Source organism: Microbacterium sp. NPDC090281, assembly GCF_044769635.1.
Classification (GTDB): domain Bacteria; phylum Actinomycetota; class Actinomycetes; order Actinomycetales; family Microbacteriaceae; genus Microbacterium.
This window is the reverse complement of record NZ_JBIVYH010000002.1, coordinates 369,468-385,610: the sequence shown is the minus strand read 5'-3', so window position 1 is coordinate 385,610 and position 16,143 is coordinate 369,468. Positions and strand designations below refer to the sequence as shown.

General features: G+C 67.5%; 18 protein-coding genes. 7 read left to right on the top strand and 11 right to left on the bottom strand.

The window, feature by feature from the left end:
* Nucleotides 1-5: 5 nt before the first annotated feature.
* The 7 genes from fliN to ACIQTX_RS15980 all read right to left on the bottom strand — a co-directional run bounded on the left by fliN (nucleotide 6) and on the right by ACIQTX_RS15980 (nucleotide 5,793).
* Nucleotides 6-665 carry a flagellar motor switch protein FliN gene (gene fliN, locus ACIQTX_RS16010; protein ID WP_105527296.1) on the bottom strand — a complete coding sequence of 220 codons (660 nt, stop codon included), beginning with the start codon at nucleotides 663-665 and terminating at the stop codon, nucleotides 6-8.
* The gene (locus tag ACIQTX_RS16005) at nucleotides 662-1,594 is read right to left on the bottom strand and encodes a flagellar motor switch protein FliM (protein ID WP_402973901.1); all 933 of its coding nucleotides are present in this window, start codon (nucleotides 1,592-1,594) and stop codon (nucleotides 662-664) included. The genes fliN and ACIQTX_RS16005 overlap by 4 nt, the downstream gene beginning before the upstream one ends.
* A 49-nt stretch (nucleotides 1,595-1,643) precedes the next feature.
* Nucleotides 1,644-2,453, bottom strand: coding sequence for a flagellar motor protein MotB (locus ACIQTX_RS16000; protein ID WP_105527294.1), 810 nt, complete (start codon nucleotides 2,451-2,453; stop codon nucleotides 1,644-1,646).
* Nucleotides 2,450-3,259, bottom strand: coding sequence for a motility protein A (locus ACIQTX_RS15995; protein ID WP_402973897.1), 810 nt, complete (start codon nucleotides 3,257-3,259; stop codon nucleotides 2,450-2,452). The genes ACIQTX_RS16000 and ACIQTX_RS15995 overlap by 4 nt, the downstream gene beginning before the upstream one ends.
* Nucleotides 3,259-3,507, bottom strand: coding sequence for a flagellar FlbD family protein (locus ACIQTX_RS15990; protein ID WP_402973894.1), 249 nt, complete (start codon nucleotides 3,505-3,507; stop codon nucleotides 3,259-3,261). The genes ACIQTX_RS15995 and ACIQTX_RS15990 overlap by 1 nt, the downstream gene beginning before the upstream one ends.
* 142 nt (nucleotides 3,508-3,649) lie before the next feature.
* The gene (locus ACIQTX_RS15985; protein ID WP_402973891.1) at nucleotides 3,650-5,350 is read right to left on the bottom strand and encodes a long-chain-fatty-acid--CoA ligase; all 1,701 of its coding nucleotides are present in this window, start codon (nucleotides 5,348-5,350) and stop codon (nucleotides 3,650-3,652) included.
* Nucleotides 5,351-5,394: 44 nt separating this feature from the next.
* Nucleotides 5,395-5,793, bottom strand: a complete 399-nt coding sequence (locus ACIQTX_RS15980; RefSeq protein ID WP_402973888.1) for a hypothetical protein — start codon at nucleotides 5,791-5,793, stop codon at nucleotides 5,395-5,397.
* Nucleotides 5,794-5,867: 74 nt separating this feature from the next.
* Between ACIQTX_RS15980 and ACIQTX_RS15975 the strand changes: the two genes are divergently transcribed.
* Nucleotides 5,868-6,233 (top strand): cupin domain-containing protein, encoded by a 366-nt coding sequence (locus ACIQTX_RS15975; protein ID WP_028502281.1) that lies wholly within the window; start codon nucleotides 5,868-5,870, stop codon nucleotides 6,231-6,233.
* 20 nt (nucleotides 6,234-6,253) lie between these two features.
* Here the strand turns inward: ACIQTX_RS15975 and ACIQTX_RS15970 are convergent, their stop codons facing one another.
* Together ACIQTX_RS15970 and ACIQTX_RS15965 are read right to left on the bottom strand one after the other, a co-directional pair.
* Nucleotides 6,254-6,883, bottom strand: coding sequence for a hypothetical protein (locus tag ACIQTX_RS15970; protein WP_402973885.1), 630 nt, complete (start codon nucleotides 6,881-6,883; stop codon nucleotides 6,254-6,256).
* 119 nt (nucleotides 6,884-7,002) lie between these two features.
* Entirely contained in the window at nucleotides 7,003-7,344 is a 342-nt protein-coding gene (locus ACIQTX_RS15965; RefSeq protein WP_028502282.1) for a metalloregulator ArsR/SmtB family transcription factor, read from the bottom strand.
* 83 nt (nucleotides 7,345-7,427) lie between these two features.
* Here ACIQTX_RS15965 and ACIQTX_RS15960 point away from each other — a divergent pair, with 83 nt between their 5' ends.
* The 6 genes from ACIQTX_RS15960 (at nucleotide 7,428) to ACIQTX_RS15935 (ending at nucleotide 14,427) form a co-directional block, all read left to right on the top strand.
* Nucleotides 7,428-8,729, top strand: coding sequence for an NAD(P)-binding domain-containing protein (locus ACIQTX_RS15960; protein WP_402973883.1), 1,302 nt, complete (start codon nucleotides 7,428-7,430; stop codon nucleotides 8,727-8,729).
* Nucleotides 8,730-8,851: 122 nt separating this feature from the next.
* A complete protein-coding gene (gene trxB / locus ACIQTX_RS15955; RefSeq protein ID WP_402973881.1) occupies nucleotides 8,852-9,832 on the top strand; it encodes a thioredoxin-disulfide reductase in 981 nt (326 codons plus the stop codon).
* The gene (gene arsB / locus ACIQTX_RS15950; RefSeq protein ID WP_402973878.1) at nucleotides 9,829-10,926 is read left to right on the top strand and encodes an ACR3 family arsenite efflux transporter; all 1,098 of its coding nucleotides are present in this window, start codon (nucleotides 9,829-9,831) and stop codon (nucleotides 10,924-10,926) included. The genes trxB and arsB overlap by 4 nt, the downstream gene beginning before the upstream one ends.
* Nucleotides 10,923-11,927, top strand: a complete 1,005-nt coding sequence (locus tag ACIQTX_RS15945; RefSeq protein ID WP_402973876.1) for a metalloregulator ArsR/SmtB family transcription factor — start codon at nucleotides 10,923-10,925, stop codon at nucleotides 11,925-11,927. Before arsB ends, ACIQTX_RS15945 begins: the two co-directional genes overlap by 4 nt.
* Before the next feature lie 35 nt (nucleotides 11,928-11,962).
* Complete coding sequence (locus ACIQTX_RS15940; RefSeq protein ID WP_105527283.1) at nucleotides 11,963-12,370, top strand: arsenate reductase ArsC; 408 nt, start codon at nucleotides 11,963-11,965, stop codon at nucleotides 12,368-12,370.
* Nucleotides 12,371-12,552: 182 nt separating this feature from the next.
* The gene (locus ACIQTX_RS15935; RefSeq protein WP_402973873.1) at nucleotides 12,553-14,427 is read left to right on the top strand and encodes an alkyl/aryl-sulfatase; all 1,875 of its coding nucleotides are present in this window, start codon (nucleotides 12,553-12,555) and stop codon (nucleotides 14,425-14,427) included.
* Nucleotides 14,428-14,507: 80 nt separating this feature from the next.
* Here the strand turns inward: ACIQTX_RS15935 and ACIQTX_RS15930 are convergent, their stop codons facing one another.
* Both ACIQTX_RS15930 and ACIQTX_RS15925 read right to left on the bottom strand, forming a co-directional pair.
* A complete protein-coding gene (locus tag ACIQTX_RS15930) occupies nucleotides 14,508-15,668 on the bottom strand; it encodes a flagellar hook protein FlgE (RefSeq protein WP_402973870.1) in 1,161 nt (386 codons plus the stop codon).
* A gap of 27 nt (nucleotides 15,669-15,695) precedes the next feature.
* A complete protein-coding gene (locus tag ACIQTX_RS15925) occupies nucleotides 15,696-16,139 on the bottom strand; it encodes a flagellar hook assembly protein FlgD (protein ID WP_402973867.1) in 444 nt (147 codons plus the stop codon).
* Nucleotides 16,140-16,143 lie beyond the last annotated feature (4 nt).

The following is a 16,143-nucleotide window of genomic DNA, read 5'->3' as shown; positions in this document are numbered from 1 at the left end:
CAGGGTCAGGCCTCGACGTTCTCGAGGATGCGGGTGATGCGCACCGCGTAGTCCTGGTCGACGACGACGACCTCGCCGTGCGCGATGATGCGTCCGTTGAGCTTGATGTCGGCCGGAGCGCCGGCAGAGCGGTCGAGCTCGACGATGCGCCCAGGCTCCAGATCGAGCACGTCACGCACCGCCATCCTGGTGCGTCCGATCTCCACCGTGAGCTCCATCTCGACGCCCGCGATGCGGTGCAGCCGACGTGAGGAGTTCGAGGCCCCAGCCGGAGCGCGGGTGACGATCACGGCGAGACGCCCGATCGTGTGATCGGCGTCGTCCTGCAGGTCGAAGAGCTGCGCTGCCGGGTCGGCGAAGAGAGCCGAGGCATCGCCGATCGTGGCGTCGCCGAGGGCACCGGATCCGAGAGCGCTCGTCGAGGCGTCGAGGGCATCGCGGAGCCGGTCGGTGAGCGGGGTGCCACCGAGGCCGTCGACGAGGATCTCGGGTTCGAACAGCTGCACGGCCAACTGCGCGCTCGCCTCGCCGACGAACTGCACGATCACGGCGTCGCCGGTGTCGCCGGAGACCTGCGAGGCGCGGGCGACGAGAGGAGAGGCGGTCGGCAGCGACGCGGCGAAGGCGGCCGCGACGGCGGTTTCGTAGGTGGTGGTGGTTGTCACGCTGGCTCCTCGGCGAAGGCGGGATCGGGAACGGTGGTGGTGACGACGCATGCCAGTCGCGCCCCGGCGCTGCCGACGGCGGCCGTGGCGACGATCTGGTCGTCGACGGCGAGGACCATCGGCCGGTCGGCCGAGTGCGGGAACGCGATGATGTCGCCGACTGCCAGATCCAGCACCTCGCGCGGCAGCACAGCACGCGGAGCCAGTCGCAGTGCGAGCTCGACCGGTGTGACCTCCACCTGGCGGCGAACGAGGCCGGGGGCGGCAGAACGGTCGGTGTCGGAGGGGCGCACGGTGAAGCCGGCGATGACGGAGGCCGGCAGCATGACGCTCGTCGGCACTGTCCGGCCGGCGAGGCGCATCGAGAATCGCGCGACGATGACCGGTTCGCCGGCCGCTGCCACCTGGGCGAACTGCGAGCTGTACTGGATGCCGCTCACGGTCACGCCGATCGGCAGCAGGCCGTCCAGCGCTCCGGTGAGGTGGTCGATCGCGTCGACGATCAGCGACCTGATCAGGGCCTGCTCGATCGGGGTGAACGTGCGTTCCTCTGAGGCGGACGCTGCTCGCCCGCCGACCATCTGCACGATCCAGGCCGTTGCGGCGGAGGTCGGCAGCTGCACGATGAGGCGCTCTTCGGAGTCGGGCAGCGCGCACACGATCATGGTGGTGGTCGTCGGCAGGGACTGGGCGTATTCGCTGTAGGTCATCATGCCGACGTGCTCGACGGCGATGGTGGCGCGTACGTGGATCTTCGCCGAGAGCTGGGCGGACCACTGCCGGGAGAACGTCTCGAAAGCGAGTTCCAGCGACCGGGTGTGCTCTCGCGAGAGGGTCGCCGAGCGGCCGAAGTCGTATACCTCGACTTCGGCGGTCTTCGTCGCCGCCCCTGCGCGCACATCTGAGCGCACGCTGTCCTCGATCACCACGAACCGGACTATCGGGCGGTGATCGGCGTGCGTTAGGTGGGAGAGCGGGTCAGGAAGACGGCTTTCCCGCCTGGGCCTGGGGGATGAGCGCGCGCACCTCCTCTTTGGCATCGGAGAGGATGACGATGTCGACCCGGCGGTTCTGCGCCAGCGCCTCGGGTGCGTCGCCCGCGGCGACCGGACGGGTGTCGCCGAATCCGACCGACTTCAGGTGTGCAGGCGGGAGTCCCGAGGCCTCGACGAGATGCCGCAGCACCTGGGTGGAACGGCCCGACGACAACTCCCAGTTGGTGGGGTAGGGGGCGACCGATCCGCGGACGTCGGCATGGCCCTCGACCGAGATCTCATTCGGGGTGGTGACCAGCACCGACCCGAGCGCATCGAGCACCAGGACGGCGGTGGAGCTGAGGGTCGTGCTGTTCGTGGTGAAGAACGTCTCGGCGCTCACGAGTCCGATCGTGAGGCCCCGCTCGTCGATCGTGAAGGTGACATCGGCTTCGAGTCCGTTCTGGGCGAGCACCTGGCGCAACCGCTCGCGGAGGGCGGAGAGCTCACTGAACTCGGTCTGCGCCGCGGCGAGGTCGACGTCGGCGAAGTCCTCGCCCTTCTCGTCGACCAGCTCAGGAGGCACGACCACACCCGTCGTGACATCGACGTCGTCGGAAGGCTCCTGGCCGAAGCCGGTCGCGAGGGAGGCGCTGAGGGCCTCAAACTTCTCCTGGTCGACAGTCGACATCGCGAACAGCACGATGAACATGCACATCAGCACGGTCACCATGTCCATGTAGGACGCCATCCACCGCTCGTCCGGACCGCTGTGCTCCTCCTGGGGCACGCGGCGACGGGCACGGACGCTCATGACGCCTGCTCCGTCTCCTCGGCTGCTCGGGTGCGGGCGTGACGGCCGGAGCGGGCGGAGGGGCGCTCGGACACGAGGGCGCGCAGGCGCTCTCCGACGAACTGCGGCGGGGCGCCGGCCTGGATCGCGAGCATGCCCTCCATGAGCACGGTCATGCGTTCGAGCTCGAGCTCGCCGAGACGCTGGAGGCGTCCGCCGATGGGCAGCCAGATGAAGTTGGCCGACAGGAGACCCCACAGCGTCGCCACGAATGCCGTCGCGATCATGGGACCGAGGGTGTCGGGCTTGTCGAGCTTCTCCAGCACATGCGTGAGGGAGACGACGGTGCCGATGATGCCGACCGTGGGCGCGAAGCCGCCGAGCGTCATGTAGAAGCGTGAGGCGGTGCGGTTGCGGGCGGCGGTCGATGTGAGCTCATCCTCCAGCAGGGTCCGCAGGTCTTCGGCATCCGTGCCGTCGGCGATGCTCTGCAGAGCCTGCCGCAGGAACGGATCCTTCTCGCCCTCCAGCCCCTGCTCGAGGGCGAGGAGCCCTTCGGCGCGCGCCTTCTCGGCGTAGCCGACCACCGTGTCGATCATGCTCGACGCGGTGCGGCGCTCGCCGCGGAAGGCGCGGGGGAGCGACTTGACCGCATGCAGGGCATCGCGCACGGTGCCGCTCGCGATGCCGACGGCGATCGTGGCTCCGAAGACCAGCACCATCGGGGCGGGGATCAGCAGCGATCCGATGGTCGCGCCTTCGAGGTTGATCATGGCGATCAGGGCGCCGAAGGCGAGGACCAGTCCGAGGATGAGAGACGGATCCATCAGAGACCGGCCTCAGAAGCGGGGGCCGCGGAATCCGTTCCGGCCGCGTTGATCATGGCGGCGGCTGTGGCGAGCACTCCGGCGCGGAAGCGGGTGATCTGCGCGATCACGTCGTCCATCGTCTCGGTGACGACGAAGGTCGCACCGTCGACCATGATCAGCGTCGTGTCCGGCGTCGCCTGGACACGTTCGATCAGGTCGGGATTCACCGCGAACCGAGAACGGTTCAGACGCGTGAGGACGATCATGGGCTCCATCCTGGAAAGATCCGTCCGCGTTCCGGGGAGCACGGACCCGACGGCCCGTCCTGGGCTGTCGGGGGTGACTGTCGGCCGGAGGTCGCTGGGCGTTAGTCAGGCGGATGGTGGAGGATCCCTACGACGGGACGGCTCAGCGATCGGCGAGCAGTCGATCCCGCACCTGACGACGCAGCACCTTGCCGATGAGCGATCGGGGAAGGTCGTCGACGGCGGTGATGCGGCGGGGCACCTTGTACGGGGTGAGCCGCGTGCGACAGAAGTCGCGCAGTGCCTCCACGTCGAGGACGGCACCGTCGCGGAGGACGACCGCGGCGGCGACGTCTTCTCCACCATGGGGTCGCGGAAGGCCGACGACGGCGGCGGCGATGACATCGGGGTGCGCAGCGAGCACGTCTTCCACCTCGCTGGGCGACACGTTGAACCCGCCGGTGATGATGAGCTCTTTCAGGCGGTCGACGATGCTCACGAACCCGTCGGGTGAGACCTGAGCGATGTCGCCGGTGCGGAGCCAGCCGTCAGGCAGCAGGGCATCGGCCGTCTCGCCCGGACGCCCCCAATAGCCCCGGAAGACCTGCGGTCCGCGGATGAGGAGTTCGCCCGCCTCGCCGGCCGGCCTGTCGACGGTCGGGTCTGCGGGATCGACGACGCGGATCTCCGTGCTCGGGAACGGCACGCCGACGGTGCCGGGACGACGCGTCGGTCCCATCGGGTTGCCGAGCGCGACCGGTGAGCTCTCGGTCATGCCGTAGCCCTCGACGAGGAGGCCTCCGGTCGCCTCCTCCCAGCGCTGCACGGTGGCGACCGGAAGGCTCATGGCTCCGGAAATCGCGAAGCGAACCGTCGAGAGGTCGATCGTGCCGCGGGCGGCCGCGCGAGCCAGAGCGTCATAGATCGGCGGGACGGCGGGGAGGAAGGTGGGCGGAGCCGAACCTGTCGCCGCCGTGACCAGACCCAGATCGAACGCGGGGAAGAGCACGAGCCTCGCCCCGATGCTCATCGCGAAGGTCAGGCACAGGGTCATCCCGTAGGCGTGGAACAACGGCAGCACGCCGTAGAACGTCTCCTCGCCGTCGACGAGGCCGGGCACCCACGCTCGTCCCTGCATCGCGTTGGCGCGGAGGTTCGAGTGAGTGAGGATCGCCCCCTTCGGGACACCCGTGGTGCCGCTGGTGTACTGCAGCAAGGCGGTGTCGTCCAGCGTCGGTCCCGGCACCCGCCGTGAGATCCGCCGGTGATCGGCGAGGCTCTTCCACGCGATGTGATGCCGAGCCTTCGGGGTGCCGGTCAACTTCGCGCGCGACTCGCGTGCCTTGGGCACCGGCAGGCGAAGAGCGAGGCGCTTCGAAAGCGGCATCGCCGTGGTGATGTCGACGCTCACGATGTGCTCGACCCTGACGTCTGCCGGGAAGCCGGCGATCGTGTCGACGGCCTTGTCCCACACGACGGCGATGCGCGCACCGTGATCCTCGAACTGGTGCCGCAGCTCGCGGGCGGTGTAGAGGGGGTTGTGCTCGACCACGATCGCGCCGAGTCGGAGGATCGCGTAGAAGGCCACGACGTGCTGCGGGCAGTTGGGCAGCACCAGAGCGACGCGATCGCCCTTGCTGACCCCGAGCCGCCGCAGACCCTCGGCGGCGCGCTCGACCTGCTCTCCGAGTTCCCGGTAGGTCGTGACAGCACCGAAGAAGTCCAGTGCCGGACGCCTGCCGAACGCTTTCACGCTCGCCGAGAGCATCTCCGACAACGTCTGCGACGGATTCTCGATCTCGGCGGGGACGCCCTCCGCATAGGAGTCGAGCCAGGGACGAGCGGCGAGCGGAGATTCAGGCATGTCTCCATCCTGCCCGGGATCGCGTTCCGCGGACACCGCACACGTCAACCGACGAACAGGAGCACGATCGACAGGGCGACTGCGGCAGCACCGACGCCGGCCAGCGTGATCCCGAGCACCTGGAACGCATGCAGGAGCGGCCGTCGGGGTTCGAATCGCATCAGGGCGGGGTGCCGCTCACTGACGAAGGCATCGACGTCTTCGCGGCCGTGCCAGTGGTGGGATTCGTCTGCACGGAGCGGGCGTTCGCGGAAGTCGCCCGCGGCGAACCAGCGGGCGCGCGCTCGGCCGCTCTCGTCCTCGACGACCACGACCTCTTGCGGCAGCCAGGCGCCGTCGTGCACCTTCACCAGCAACACGATGGCGAGCAGAGGGAGCCCGACCCCGAGGCCGATCCACGAGAGGACCTCGGCGATGGTTCCGACAGCGTCGACCGCATTCATGACCGGCTCCGTTTCTCCCAGAGACGACAGTACCGGCCCCGCAACGCTCGATGTCACGCCCGTAGGCTGGCGATATGGATGAAGGCATGCGGAACGTGCAGGCGGCACTGGCGGACATCACCGAGCACTGGCAGCCGCACCGGCTGACGAGCGTCAACGACTACGACGTCAAGGTCGTGAAGCTGCTCGGAGAGTTCGTCTGGCATACCCATCCCGACACCGACGAGCTCTTCATGGTGGTGCAGGGGCAGCTGACGATCCAGCTCCGCGACCGCGATGTCGTGCTCGGACCGAACGATGTCTTCGTCGTTCCCCAGGGCGTCGAGCACTGCCCACGCGCCGACGAAGAGGTGCATGCGATCCTCTTCGAGCCCAAGGGCACCGTCAACACGGGCGACGCCGGTGGCGAGATGACTTCGGAGCTTCGCGAGTTCGGATAGGTTCCGCAACCACGTGGCGCTCAGATCTTGATGGGGAATGTCAGCAACGTGGCGATCCCGCCGATGGCGATGACGCCGGCCAGGCTGAGGAACACCCGGCGTCGCCACGGGGCGGATTGGTGCTGCGAGATCGCGGCGAAGAACAGGACGAGCGCGAAGAGCACCGTCAACAGCGAGTAGTCGTCACCACGCTGATTGTTGGCGAGGGCTTCATCGAACTTCGCATCGGCGCGTGCGCTGAGTTCCTCAGCCTCCACTGTGCCGGGCGGCACATACTCCGCCATGGCGAGAGGGCCGCGTGAGGCGCGTCCTTCTGCGTTCCAGGCGTCGAATGCGACGGCGAATTCCTCCGTGAAGCGTTCCTCGACGAAGCGCACCAGGTCGTCCTGCCCGTTGGCCTCTGCCAGCACCCACTCGGTGTAGAGCGTCAGGTCGTACTGACGTGCAGCTTGGGCCGTCGACTCCGCTGAGGCTGCCTGAATCCGAGCGCTGGAAGCTTGACTGAACGCGATCGACATCTCACCGCCCCACTTCGACGCTTCGAATCCGCACCAGGCCGTCAACACCGCAGTCACCGAGAGAAGGATCACGGTGAGGATGTCGAGGACGCGAGAGGTGCGAGTCGTCTCCGCTGGGGCTTCTTTCTCCATAGCCAATGGTGTGGCCACGGTTCGTCGTCCGTCGTGGGTCAGTCACCTTCATCGGGTGAAGCGGCCGACGCTTTTTCCCCCTTGCAGGGGCTTCCAGTAAGGCGGCGTGCTGGCTGGGGTCACACCGCGCGGAGGGCGCCGGCGGCAGCATCCATCGCGTCGACGTTGAGAGCGAAGTAGGCCCACTTGCCGCGCTGCTCACGGGTGACGAGTCCTGCCTCCGCGAGGAGCTTCATGTGGTGGGAGACCGTGCCCTGGGAGAGGCCGACGGGCTCGGTCAGATCACAGATGCACGCTTCTCCGCCCGCTCCGGCGGCGATGAGCGACAACAACCGGACGCGTGTGGGATCACCAAGCGCTTTGAAGACCCGAGCGACGCGTTCGGCATCCTCGACCGTCATCGAAGGGGTGATCGGCGGGACGCAGCATCTGGTCGATTCGATCGTCGTTGGCAAGCTCACGGGTCCAGTCTGGCACGTATTGACAATCTTCGATAGATGAACGACAGTCTTCACATTGATGTTTTTCAATTTGAGGAGATGTGATGTCTGAGCTTCCTGTCGTCGTCATCGGAGCGGGCCCGCAGGGTCTCGCCGCAGCGGCGCATCTTGTCGAACGCGACGAGAACGTGATCGTCGTCGAGCGCGGGCAGGGCCCTGCTGCCGCGGTTTCCGAGTGGGGGCACGTGCGCCTGTTCTCGGCCTGGCCGGAGCTCACCGACACAGCTGCGCGCCGCCTCCTCGAGCCGACGGGATGGGCTGCGCCGTCCTCGGGGTATCCGACCGGAGCGGAATGGGTGAGCAGCTATCTGGCCCCGCTCGCGGATGCGCTGGGCGAGCGGGTCCACTACGCGACGACCGTCACGGGGGTCGCCCGTCAAGGCCGCGACAAGGTCGTCGATGGAGGTCGCAAGAGCCAGCCGTTCGTCGTGCACACCGTCGACGCCGACGGCAACGAGGCCCGACTCGTCGCCCGCGCCGTCATCGACGCCAGCGGTACCTGGGAGCTTCCGAACCCTGCGGGGGCGGATGGCTTCCCCGCGCTCGGAGAGAAGCGTGCAGCATCTCGGATCTCGTATCGCATCCCCGACGATGTGACTGCATGTGCGGGACAGCACGTCGTCGTCATCGGGTCCGGGCACTCCGCCACCCATGCCGTGCTCCGGCTGAGCGAACTCGCTCGGCGAAACCCTGACACGAGAATCACCTGGTTGATGCGCCGCGGGGCGACGATGCACGCGTTCGGCGGCGGTGCCGCGGATGAACTCCCCGAACGTGCCGCCCTCGGCGGGCGAGCACGGAAGGTCATCGAGTCCGGACTGGTGGAAGTCGTCGACGGCTTCCGTGTGTCCGAGTTCCGCGATGTGGGAGGCGCGCTCACGATCGCGGCGGAGAACGGAAGCGAGGTGGCCGGAGTCTCTCGCGTGTTCGCATTGACCGGCTTCCGCCCCGACCTCAGCATCCTGTCCGAGCTGCGGGTGGCGTTGGATGCATCGCTGGAAGCGGTGGCGGGGATAGCCGCTGAGATCGATCCGAATATCCACTCCTGCGGATCCATCGGTGCCACGGGAGCGCGCGAACTCACCCAGCCGGAAGAGGGTTTCTTCATCATCGGGGCGAAGAGCTACGGACGAGCTCCGACCTTCCTCGCCCTCACCGGCTTCGAGCAGGCGCGAAGCGTCGCCGCGCATCTCGCCGGCGACGTGATCGCCGCCCAGAGCAACCAACTCGTCCTGCCCGACACCGGCGTCTGCGGTGGAGCCGGCGACTTCGACACGAGCGGCGGCGGAAGCTGCTGTACGACCCCGCTTGTGCAGCTTCAGCCCACCCGCGTCTCGGCCAACTAGTCGTCAGGGATGTTGCGGGAGCCTGTTCGCCGGACGCGGACAGGCTCCCTCTTGTGTGTCCATGGGGGATCCCATGTCCTGTCCCACTTGCCCTCAGTATCGATGAATGTCAATATAGATACATGTCGATTCAAGAAGTTGAGCTCGCGATCATCGGGTCGGGTCCCGCGGGATACACCGCAGCCGTCTACGCTGCTCGCGCCGGCCTCGCGCCCGTGGTGCTCGCCGGTTCCGTGACCGCGGGCGGCGCACTGATGTCCACGACCGAGGTCGAGAACTTCCCTGGGTTCGTCGATGGCGTCCAGGGGCCTGAGCTGATGGAGTCGATGCGTGCGCAGGCGGAGCGCTTCGGCGCACGCATCCTCCTCGACGACGCGATTCGGGTCGACCTCGACGGACCGATCAAGACCATCGAGACCGGCGCCGGAGAGACCATCCTCGCCCGCGCCGTCATCCTCACGATGGGTTCCGCCTATCGCAAGCTCGGGCTGCCGGATGAGGAGCGACTCACCGGTCGTGGCGTGTCCTGGTGTGCGACGTGCGACGGCTTCTTCTTCCGTGAGCAGGAGATCGTCGTGGTGGGCGGCGGGGACTCCGCGATGGAGGAGGCACTGTTCCTCACCCGCTTCGCATCGAAAGTCACGGTCGTACACCGCCGCGGCGAGTTCCGCGCCTCGAAGATCATGGCCCGGCGTGTGCTCGATCACCCGAAGATCGAAGTCGCCTGGAACAGCGAAGTCGCAGGCCTCGTGGGGGCCGAGAAGGTCGAAGCGGTCACCCTGCGTGACACCGTCACCGGCGATGAGCGCGAGTTGGCGGCCACCGGTGTCTTCGTCGCCATCGGTCACGACCCGCGCTCCGAGATCGTCGCCGGGCTCGTCGACACCGATGCCGATGGATACGTGCTCGTCGAGCACCCCTCCACCCGGACCACCCTCGCAGGAGTGTTCGCGGCCGGCGACCTCGTCGACCACACCTACCGTCAGGCGATAACCGCAGCCGGCACCGGATGCGCCGCAGCTCAGGATGCCCAGCACTACCTGGCCGCGCTTGACGGGCCCGCACCAGTGGCGACGACCGAGAACGAGAAGGCCTTCGCATGAGCACCGCAACCGTGCCCACCGCCGCGCCGGCCACCCGCCGCCTGTCCGCTCTCGACCGCTGGCTGCCGCTGTGGATCGGTCTGGCAATGGTCGGCGGCATCGTCGTCGGTCGCTTCATCCCTGGCGTTTCCGACCTTCTGGCCCGCCTCGAGGTCGGTGGGATCTCGATCCCCATCGCTCTCGGCCTGCTGGTGATGATGTATCCGGTGCTCGCGAAGGTCCGCTATGACAAGGTCGCTGCGGTCACCGGTGACAGGAAGCTCCTCGTCTCGTCGTTGGTGCTCAACTGGCTCGTCGGCCCGGCGCTCATGTTCGCCCTCGCCTGGGTGTTTCTGCCCGACCTGCCCGAGTACCGGACAGGCCTCATCATCGTCGGGCTCGCGCGTTGCATCGCGATGGTCGTCATCTGGAACGACCTCGCCTGCGGCGACCGTGAAGCCGCAGCGGTCCTGGTCGCCATCAACTCGGTCTTCCAGGTTGTCGCGTTCTCACTCCTCGGCTGGTTCTACCTGACAGTCCTCCCCGGGTGGCTGGGGCTGGACTCGCAGGGGTTGGAGATCTCGGTCTGGCAGATCGCGTTGAATGTCCTGATCTTCCTCGGTATCCCGCTTGTCGCCGGCTTCGCCTCGCGCCTCATCGGTGAGCGGACGAAGGGGCGCGACTGGTACGAAGACAGCTTCCTGCCGAAGATCGGCCCGTGGGCGCTCTACGGCCTCCTCTTCACCATCGTGTTGCTGTTCGCCCTCCAGGGCGAACAGGTCACCAGTCGACCGTGGGACGTTGCGCGGATCGCGCTCCCGCTGCTGGTCTACTTCGCGGTCATGTGGTTCGTCGGCCTTCTGACCGGAAAGGCGCTCGGGCTCGGGTACGCGCGTTCGTCGACGCTGGCGTTCACTGCGGCCGGGAACAACTTCGAGCTCGCCATCGCCGTCGGCATCGGCACCTTCGGGGCGACTTCCGGTCAGGCCCTCGCCGGAGTCGTCGGCCCGCTGATCGAGGTCCCGGTCCTGGTCGGACTCGTCTATGTCTCGCTCTGGGCCGCTCGTCGCTGGTTCCACACCGACCCGTACACCGCTGAGAGGATGCTGTCATGAACGTCACCGTCACGACCGACACCGACACGACCGACACCGACACCTGCAGTCCCGTCGCCACCCACGCCATCGGGCTGGAAGCTGCCACCTCCGTAGCGGCCACGCTGAAGGCGCTGTCGGATCCGCTCCGCCTGCGGATGCTGTCGGCCATCGCCTCCGACCCGCGCGGAGAGTCCTGCGTGTGCGACCTCGCCGAGCTCGCCGACGTCTCGCAGCCCACGGTGTCGCATCACCTCAAGGTGCTCAAGGACGTCGATGTCCTCACCTCCGAGCGCCGTGGAACCTGGGTCTGGTACCGAATCGACCCGAGTCGTCGCAGCGCCGTCACGGCCCTGCTGGATTCATTCGCTCCGGCTACGGTCTCACCGTGGAGCGATTCCGATGAAGATCAGCTTCGGCCAGACTTCGACGCCCGGATAACCCGTCTCGCGGAGGAGCTGGCCGTGGAAGTTCCTGAGCTCGAGGCCGACGTCGTCCTCACGACCGTCCGAGAGTCCTACACCGCACTGGCACGAACCGCCCGCGTCACCTCCGCGCTCGTTCCCCTCACCGAGCGTTTCGCCCGTCTGCGCCTCGCAGACCTGACCCGCGACCGCGATGCTTCCGTGCCGCAGGTGCTTTTCGTCTGCGTCGCCAACGCCGGACGCTCGCAGCTCGCCGCCGCGCTCGTGAACCAACTCGCAGCCGGCAAGGTCGTCGCGCGCTCGGCAGGGTCTGCTCCTGCCGACGTCATCCACCCACACGTGCGCTCGCTGCTCGCCGAGATCGAAGGCGACCGGGCGGCAGACAGGTTCCCGAAGCCGCTCACCGACGACGCGGTCCGCGCCGCCGACGTCGTCATCACGATGGGCTGCGGCGACGTCTGCCCCATCATCCCGGGCGTCCGCTACGACGACTGGGCGGTCGGTGATCCTGCACTCGCCTCTCGTGAAGGCGTGGAAGCCATCCGCGACGACATCGCCGGACGTGTGCGCGCACTCGTCGACGACCTTCTTCCTTGACCGCCCGCCTGACCGCTCTCCGACCAGGAGCAATCATGACCGACACGACCACCAAACCCTCCGTCCTCTTCGTCTGCGTGCACAACGCCGGGCGCTCACAGATGGCCGCAGGGTTTCTCCGCGACATAGCCGGAGACCGCATCGAAGTCCGCTCCGCAGGCTCGATGCCGGCCGACCAGATCAACCCGACCGCCGTCGAGGCCATGAGTGAACTCGGAATCGACATCACGGCCGAACAGCCCAAGGTGCTCACGACCGAAGCGGTGCAGGCATCGGACGTCGTCATCACGATGGGATGCGGAGATGCCTGCCCGTTCTTCCCCGGCAAGCGCTACGAGGACTGGAAGCTCGACGACCCGGCAGGCCAGGGGATAGACGCCGTGCGCCCGATCCGCGACGACATCAGGGCGCGCATCGAGCAGCTGGTGAGCGAACTGGTCTGATGGCGCGGGTTCCCGACGAGCCGGAGCTTCTGTCGGGGGAGAGCGTGTCGCTCCCGCAACCGGGCAACGCCTCCGACATCGCCTTCGAAGGGTGAACCGGTGGTTGCCCCGGCAGTGCCCACGTATGAGGCTTGCTCCTACGACCTGCCGCGGCGACGCGGACACGATCTCAGGAGGCAACGATGGCGCACAACGAAGCGACGACGGCGATCAAGCGGCAGCAGGAGGCACTGAAGGCGGCGCTGCCGTTCAGCGATGCGCGGGACTTCGAAGCCGCTGGCCGTGGGTTCCTCGGAACGCTCAGTCCCGCGGTCGTGCACGACGAGGACGGCAACGTCGTCTGGGACGCCGACAGCTACGACTTCATCACCGGTGAAGCTCCCGACACCGTCAACCCGAGCCTGTGGCGTCAGTCGACCCTCGTCGCCAAGCACGGCCTGTTCGAAGTGGTCGAGGGGGTCTACCAAGTGCGCGGGTTCGACCTGTCGAACGTGAGTTTCATCGAATCCGACAACGGCGTCATCGTGATCGATCCGCTCATCTCGAAGGAGACAGCAGAAGCCGCCCTCGGACTGTACCGGCAGCACCGCGGCGAGCGTCCGGTAGTCGCCGTCATCTTCACACACAGCCACATCGACCACTTCGGTGGCATCTTCGGCATCGTGTCCAAGGATGACGTCGAGTCGGGCCGGGTGCAGATCATCGCCCCGGAAGGCACCGTCGCTGAAGCGGTGGCGGAGAACGTCTACGCGGGCACGGCGATGGGCCGCCGCGCCGGGTACATGTATGGCGCGGCGCTCGAGCGCAGCGCGAAGGGCGCGCTCGGGGCGGGGCTCGGCATGACGACGTCCACCGGTCACGCCGGCATCATCCCGCCCACCATCGAAGTCGCCCAGACCGGAGAGTCGCACACGGTTGACGGACTCGTCATCGAGTTCCAGATGGCGCCGGGCACCGAGGCGCCGGCGGAGATGCACTTCCTCTTCCCGAAGTACCGGGCACTGTGCATGGCGGAGAACGCCACGCACACCCTGCACAACCTGCTGACCCTCCGTGGTGCTCTCGTGCGAGACCCGCATGTCTGGTCGCGATACCTGACCGAGGCCATCGAGCGCTACGGCGACCAGGCCGATGTCGTCTTCACGTCCCACCACTGGCCGACCTGGGGGAACGCGGAGATCCTCGAGTTCCTCGGTCTGCAGCGGGACCTGTACTCGTATCTGCACGATCAGACGCTGCGGATGACCAACCAGGGCATGACCGGTGCCGAGATCGCCGAGGAGATTCAGCTCCCCCCGATCCTGGAGAACTCCTGGCACGCGCGCGGCTACTACGGCAGCGTCAGCCACAATGTGAAGGCGATCTATCAGCGGTATATGGGCTGGTTCGACGGCAACCCCGCCCGCCTCTGGCCGCACCCGCCGAAGGCGCTCGGCGAACGCTACGTCGCATTGGCCGGCGGCATCGACCGTATCGTCGAAGCCGCACAGAGCGCCTACGACGAGGGTGACTTCCGGTGGGCGGCGACGCTCCTCGACCACGCGATCTTCACCGAGCCGGAGAACACCGCCGTGCGCGAGCTCTACGCGGCGACGCTCGAGCAGCTGGCGTACGGCGCCGAGAACGGCACTTGGCGGAACTTCTACATGTCGGGAGCGACCGAGTTGCGCGCCGGCAACTTCGGTACCCCGACCACGACGAATGCACCGGAGATCGTGGCGCAGCTCTCGGCGGAGCAGCTGTTCGACTCTGTTGCGATCTCGGTCGACGGTCCCCGTGCCTGGGATCTCGAGGTCGCGCTCGACTTCACGCTCACCGACGAAGACCGCAACTTCCGGGTCACGCTCAGAAACGGCGTGCTGGTGTACGTCGAGAAGGCGGCGGACGCCTCGACCGCACAGGCGTCGCTCTCGCTGACGAAGCAGCGCCTGCTCGCCCTCGTCGCCGGCGACACGGACACCCCGGGCGTGGAGATGACCGGGGACAGCTCAGCCTTCGCCACTCTCACCTCGGTGCTCACGGCAGGAGATCCGGCGTTCAACATCGTCACGCCTTGAGAGCGTTCTGACCACGTCAGCGGTGGGTGGCGGCATTTTCGCCGCCACCCACCGCTTGAGTTCCCGCGGCCTCCGACGACTCAGCGCTTGAGGTTCGTCAGCTCCTGCAGCACCTCGTCGCTGGTGGTGATGATGCGGGCGTTCGCCTGGAAGCCGCGCTGCGCGACGATCAGGTTGGTGAACTCCTGCGACAGGTCGACGTTCGACATCTCGAGCGCGCCGCTGATGATGCCGCCCAGGCCGTCGGTGCCCGCCTGCCCGAGCGTCGGCTCACCGGAGTTGCCGCTCGGGCGGAACTGCGAGGAGCCGGCCTTCTCGAGCCCGCCAGGGTTGACGAAGCCGGCCAGCGCCACGCGGGCGAGCACCTCGGTGTCACCGTTGCTGAACGTGCCGACGAGGCTGCCGTCGTTCATCAGGGCGTACGAGCTCAGGGTGCCGGCGGGCTTGCCGTTCTGCTCCTTGATCGCCAGGTCGCTGACATCCGCGAACCCGGTGACTGCGGAGAGGTCGACCGCGACGCCGCCGGAGACGATGGAGGAGGCTCCGGCCTGCTTGCCGTCGACGAAAGTGAGGGCGGTGTTCGTGCCGCCAGGCTCGGTGACGTTCCATCCCCCGGCGGTGCGGGTGAAGGTGAGGCGGAGAGAGGTGGCCGTGCCCTCGGCGTCGTAGGTCTTGATGTCGCGCACCAGCTGCTCACCGACGGCGGCTCCGGAAGGCAGGTTGCCGGTGACTCGGGCGGTGGTGGTGGCCGTGGCGGGGCTCAGAGCGCCGACCGGCAGCCGGATGTCGCCGATGCCCTGACCGGGAACGATGACGCCGTTCTGCGCCGTCCAACCCTGCACGAGAGCGCCGTCTGCCGAGACCAGCTTGCCGCTCGCGTCGAACGAGAAGCCGCCGTTGCGGGTGTACAGGGTCTCGCCGCCCGACCGGACGACGAAGAACCCGTCGCCCGAGATCATGAGGTTGGTCGGCACGCCGGTGGGCTGAGGAGCTCCGGAGGCGAAGTTCGTGCTGATGCCGGCCACCTGCACGCCGAGACCGACCTGGGCGGGGTTCTGACCGCCGGCGGCCTGCTGCGGCATCATCGAGTTGCGCACGAGCTGGGAGAGCGAGTCCTGGAACTGCACGGCCGAGGCCTTGAACCCGGTCGTGTTGACGTTGGCGATGTTGTTGCCCGTGACGTCGAGCATGGTCTGGTGCGAACGCAGACCCGAGATTCCGGCGAACAGAGAGCGGAGCATGGTGATGCCTTTCTGGAAGGGGGCTGGTCAGGACTGCGGGCGGGGAGCGACGGAGACGCCGGAGACGGCATCGAGGGGGATGGATGCTTCGCCGATGGTGACGAGCGGGATGGGGCCGGCGTACGAGACCGACGTGACGATGCCCTTCTGCGTCACGCCCTTCTCATCGACGTACTGCGCCTCGTGGCCGATCAGCGCGGCGGCGGTCTGACGCATGCTGAGCGCGAAGCTCTCGGTCGAGGTCGCCGTGAGCGCGGTCAGCTGCTCCATGGAGGCCAGCTGCGTGGTCTGCGAGATCATCTCGTTGGTGTTCATGGGCGAGCTGGGGTCCTGATTGGTCAACTGCGTCACCAGCAGCTTCAGGAAGACCTCGGAGTCGAGCGTCTTCTTCCGCTCGGTGGGAGGCGTGGTGCTGCCCGTCTGCACGCCGGTGGGCGGGATGGTGCCGGAGATGGGTTCGACCGCGGTCATGGAT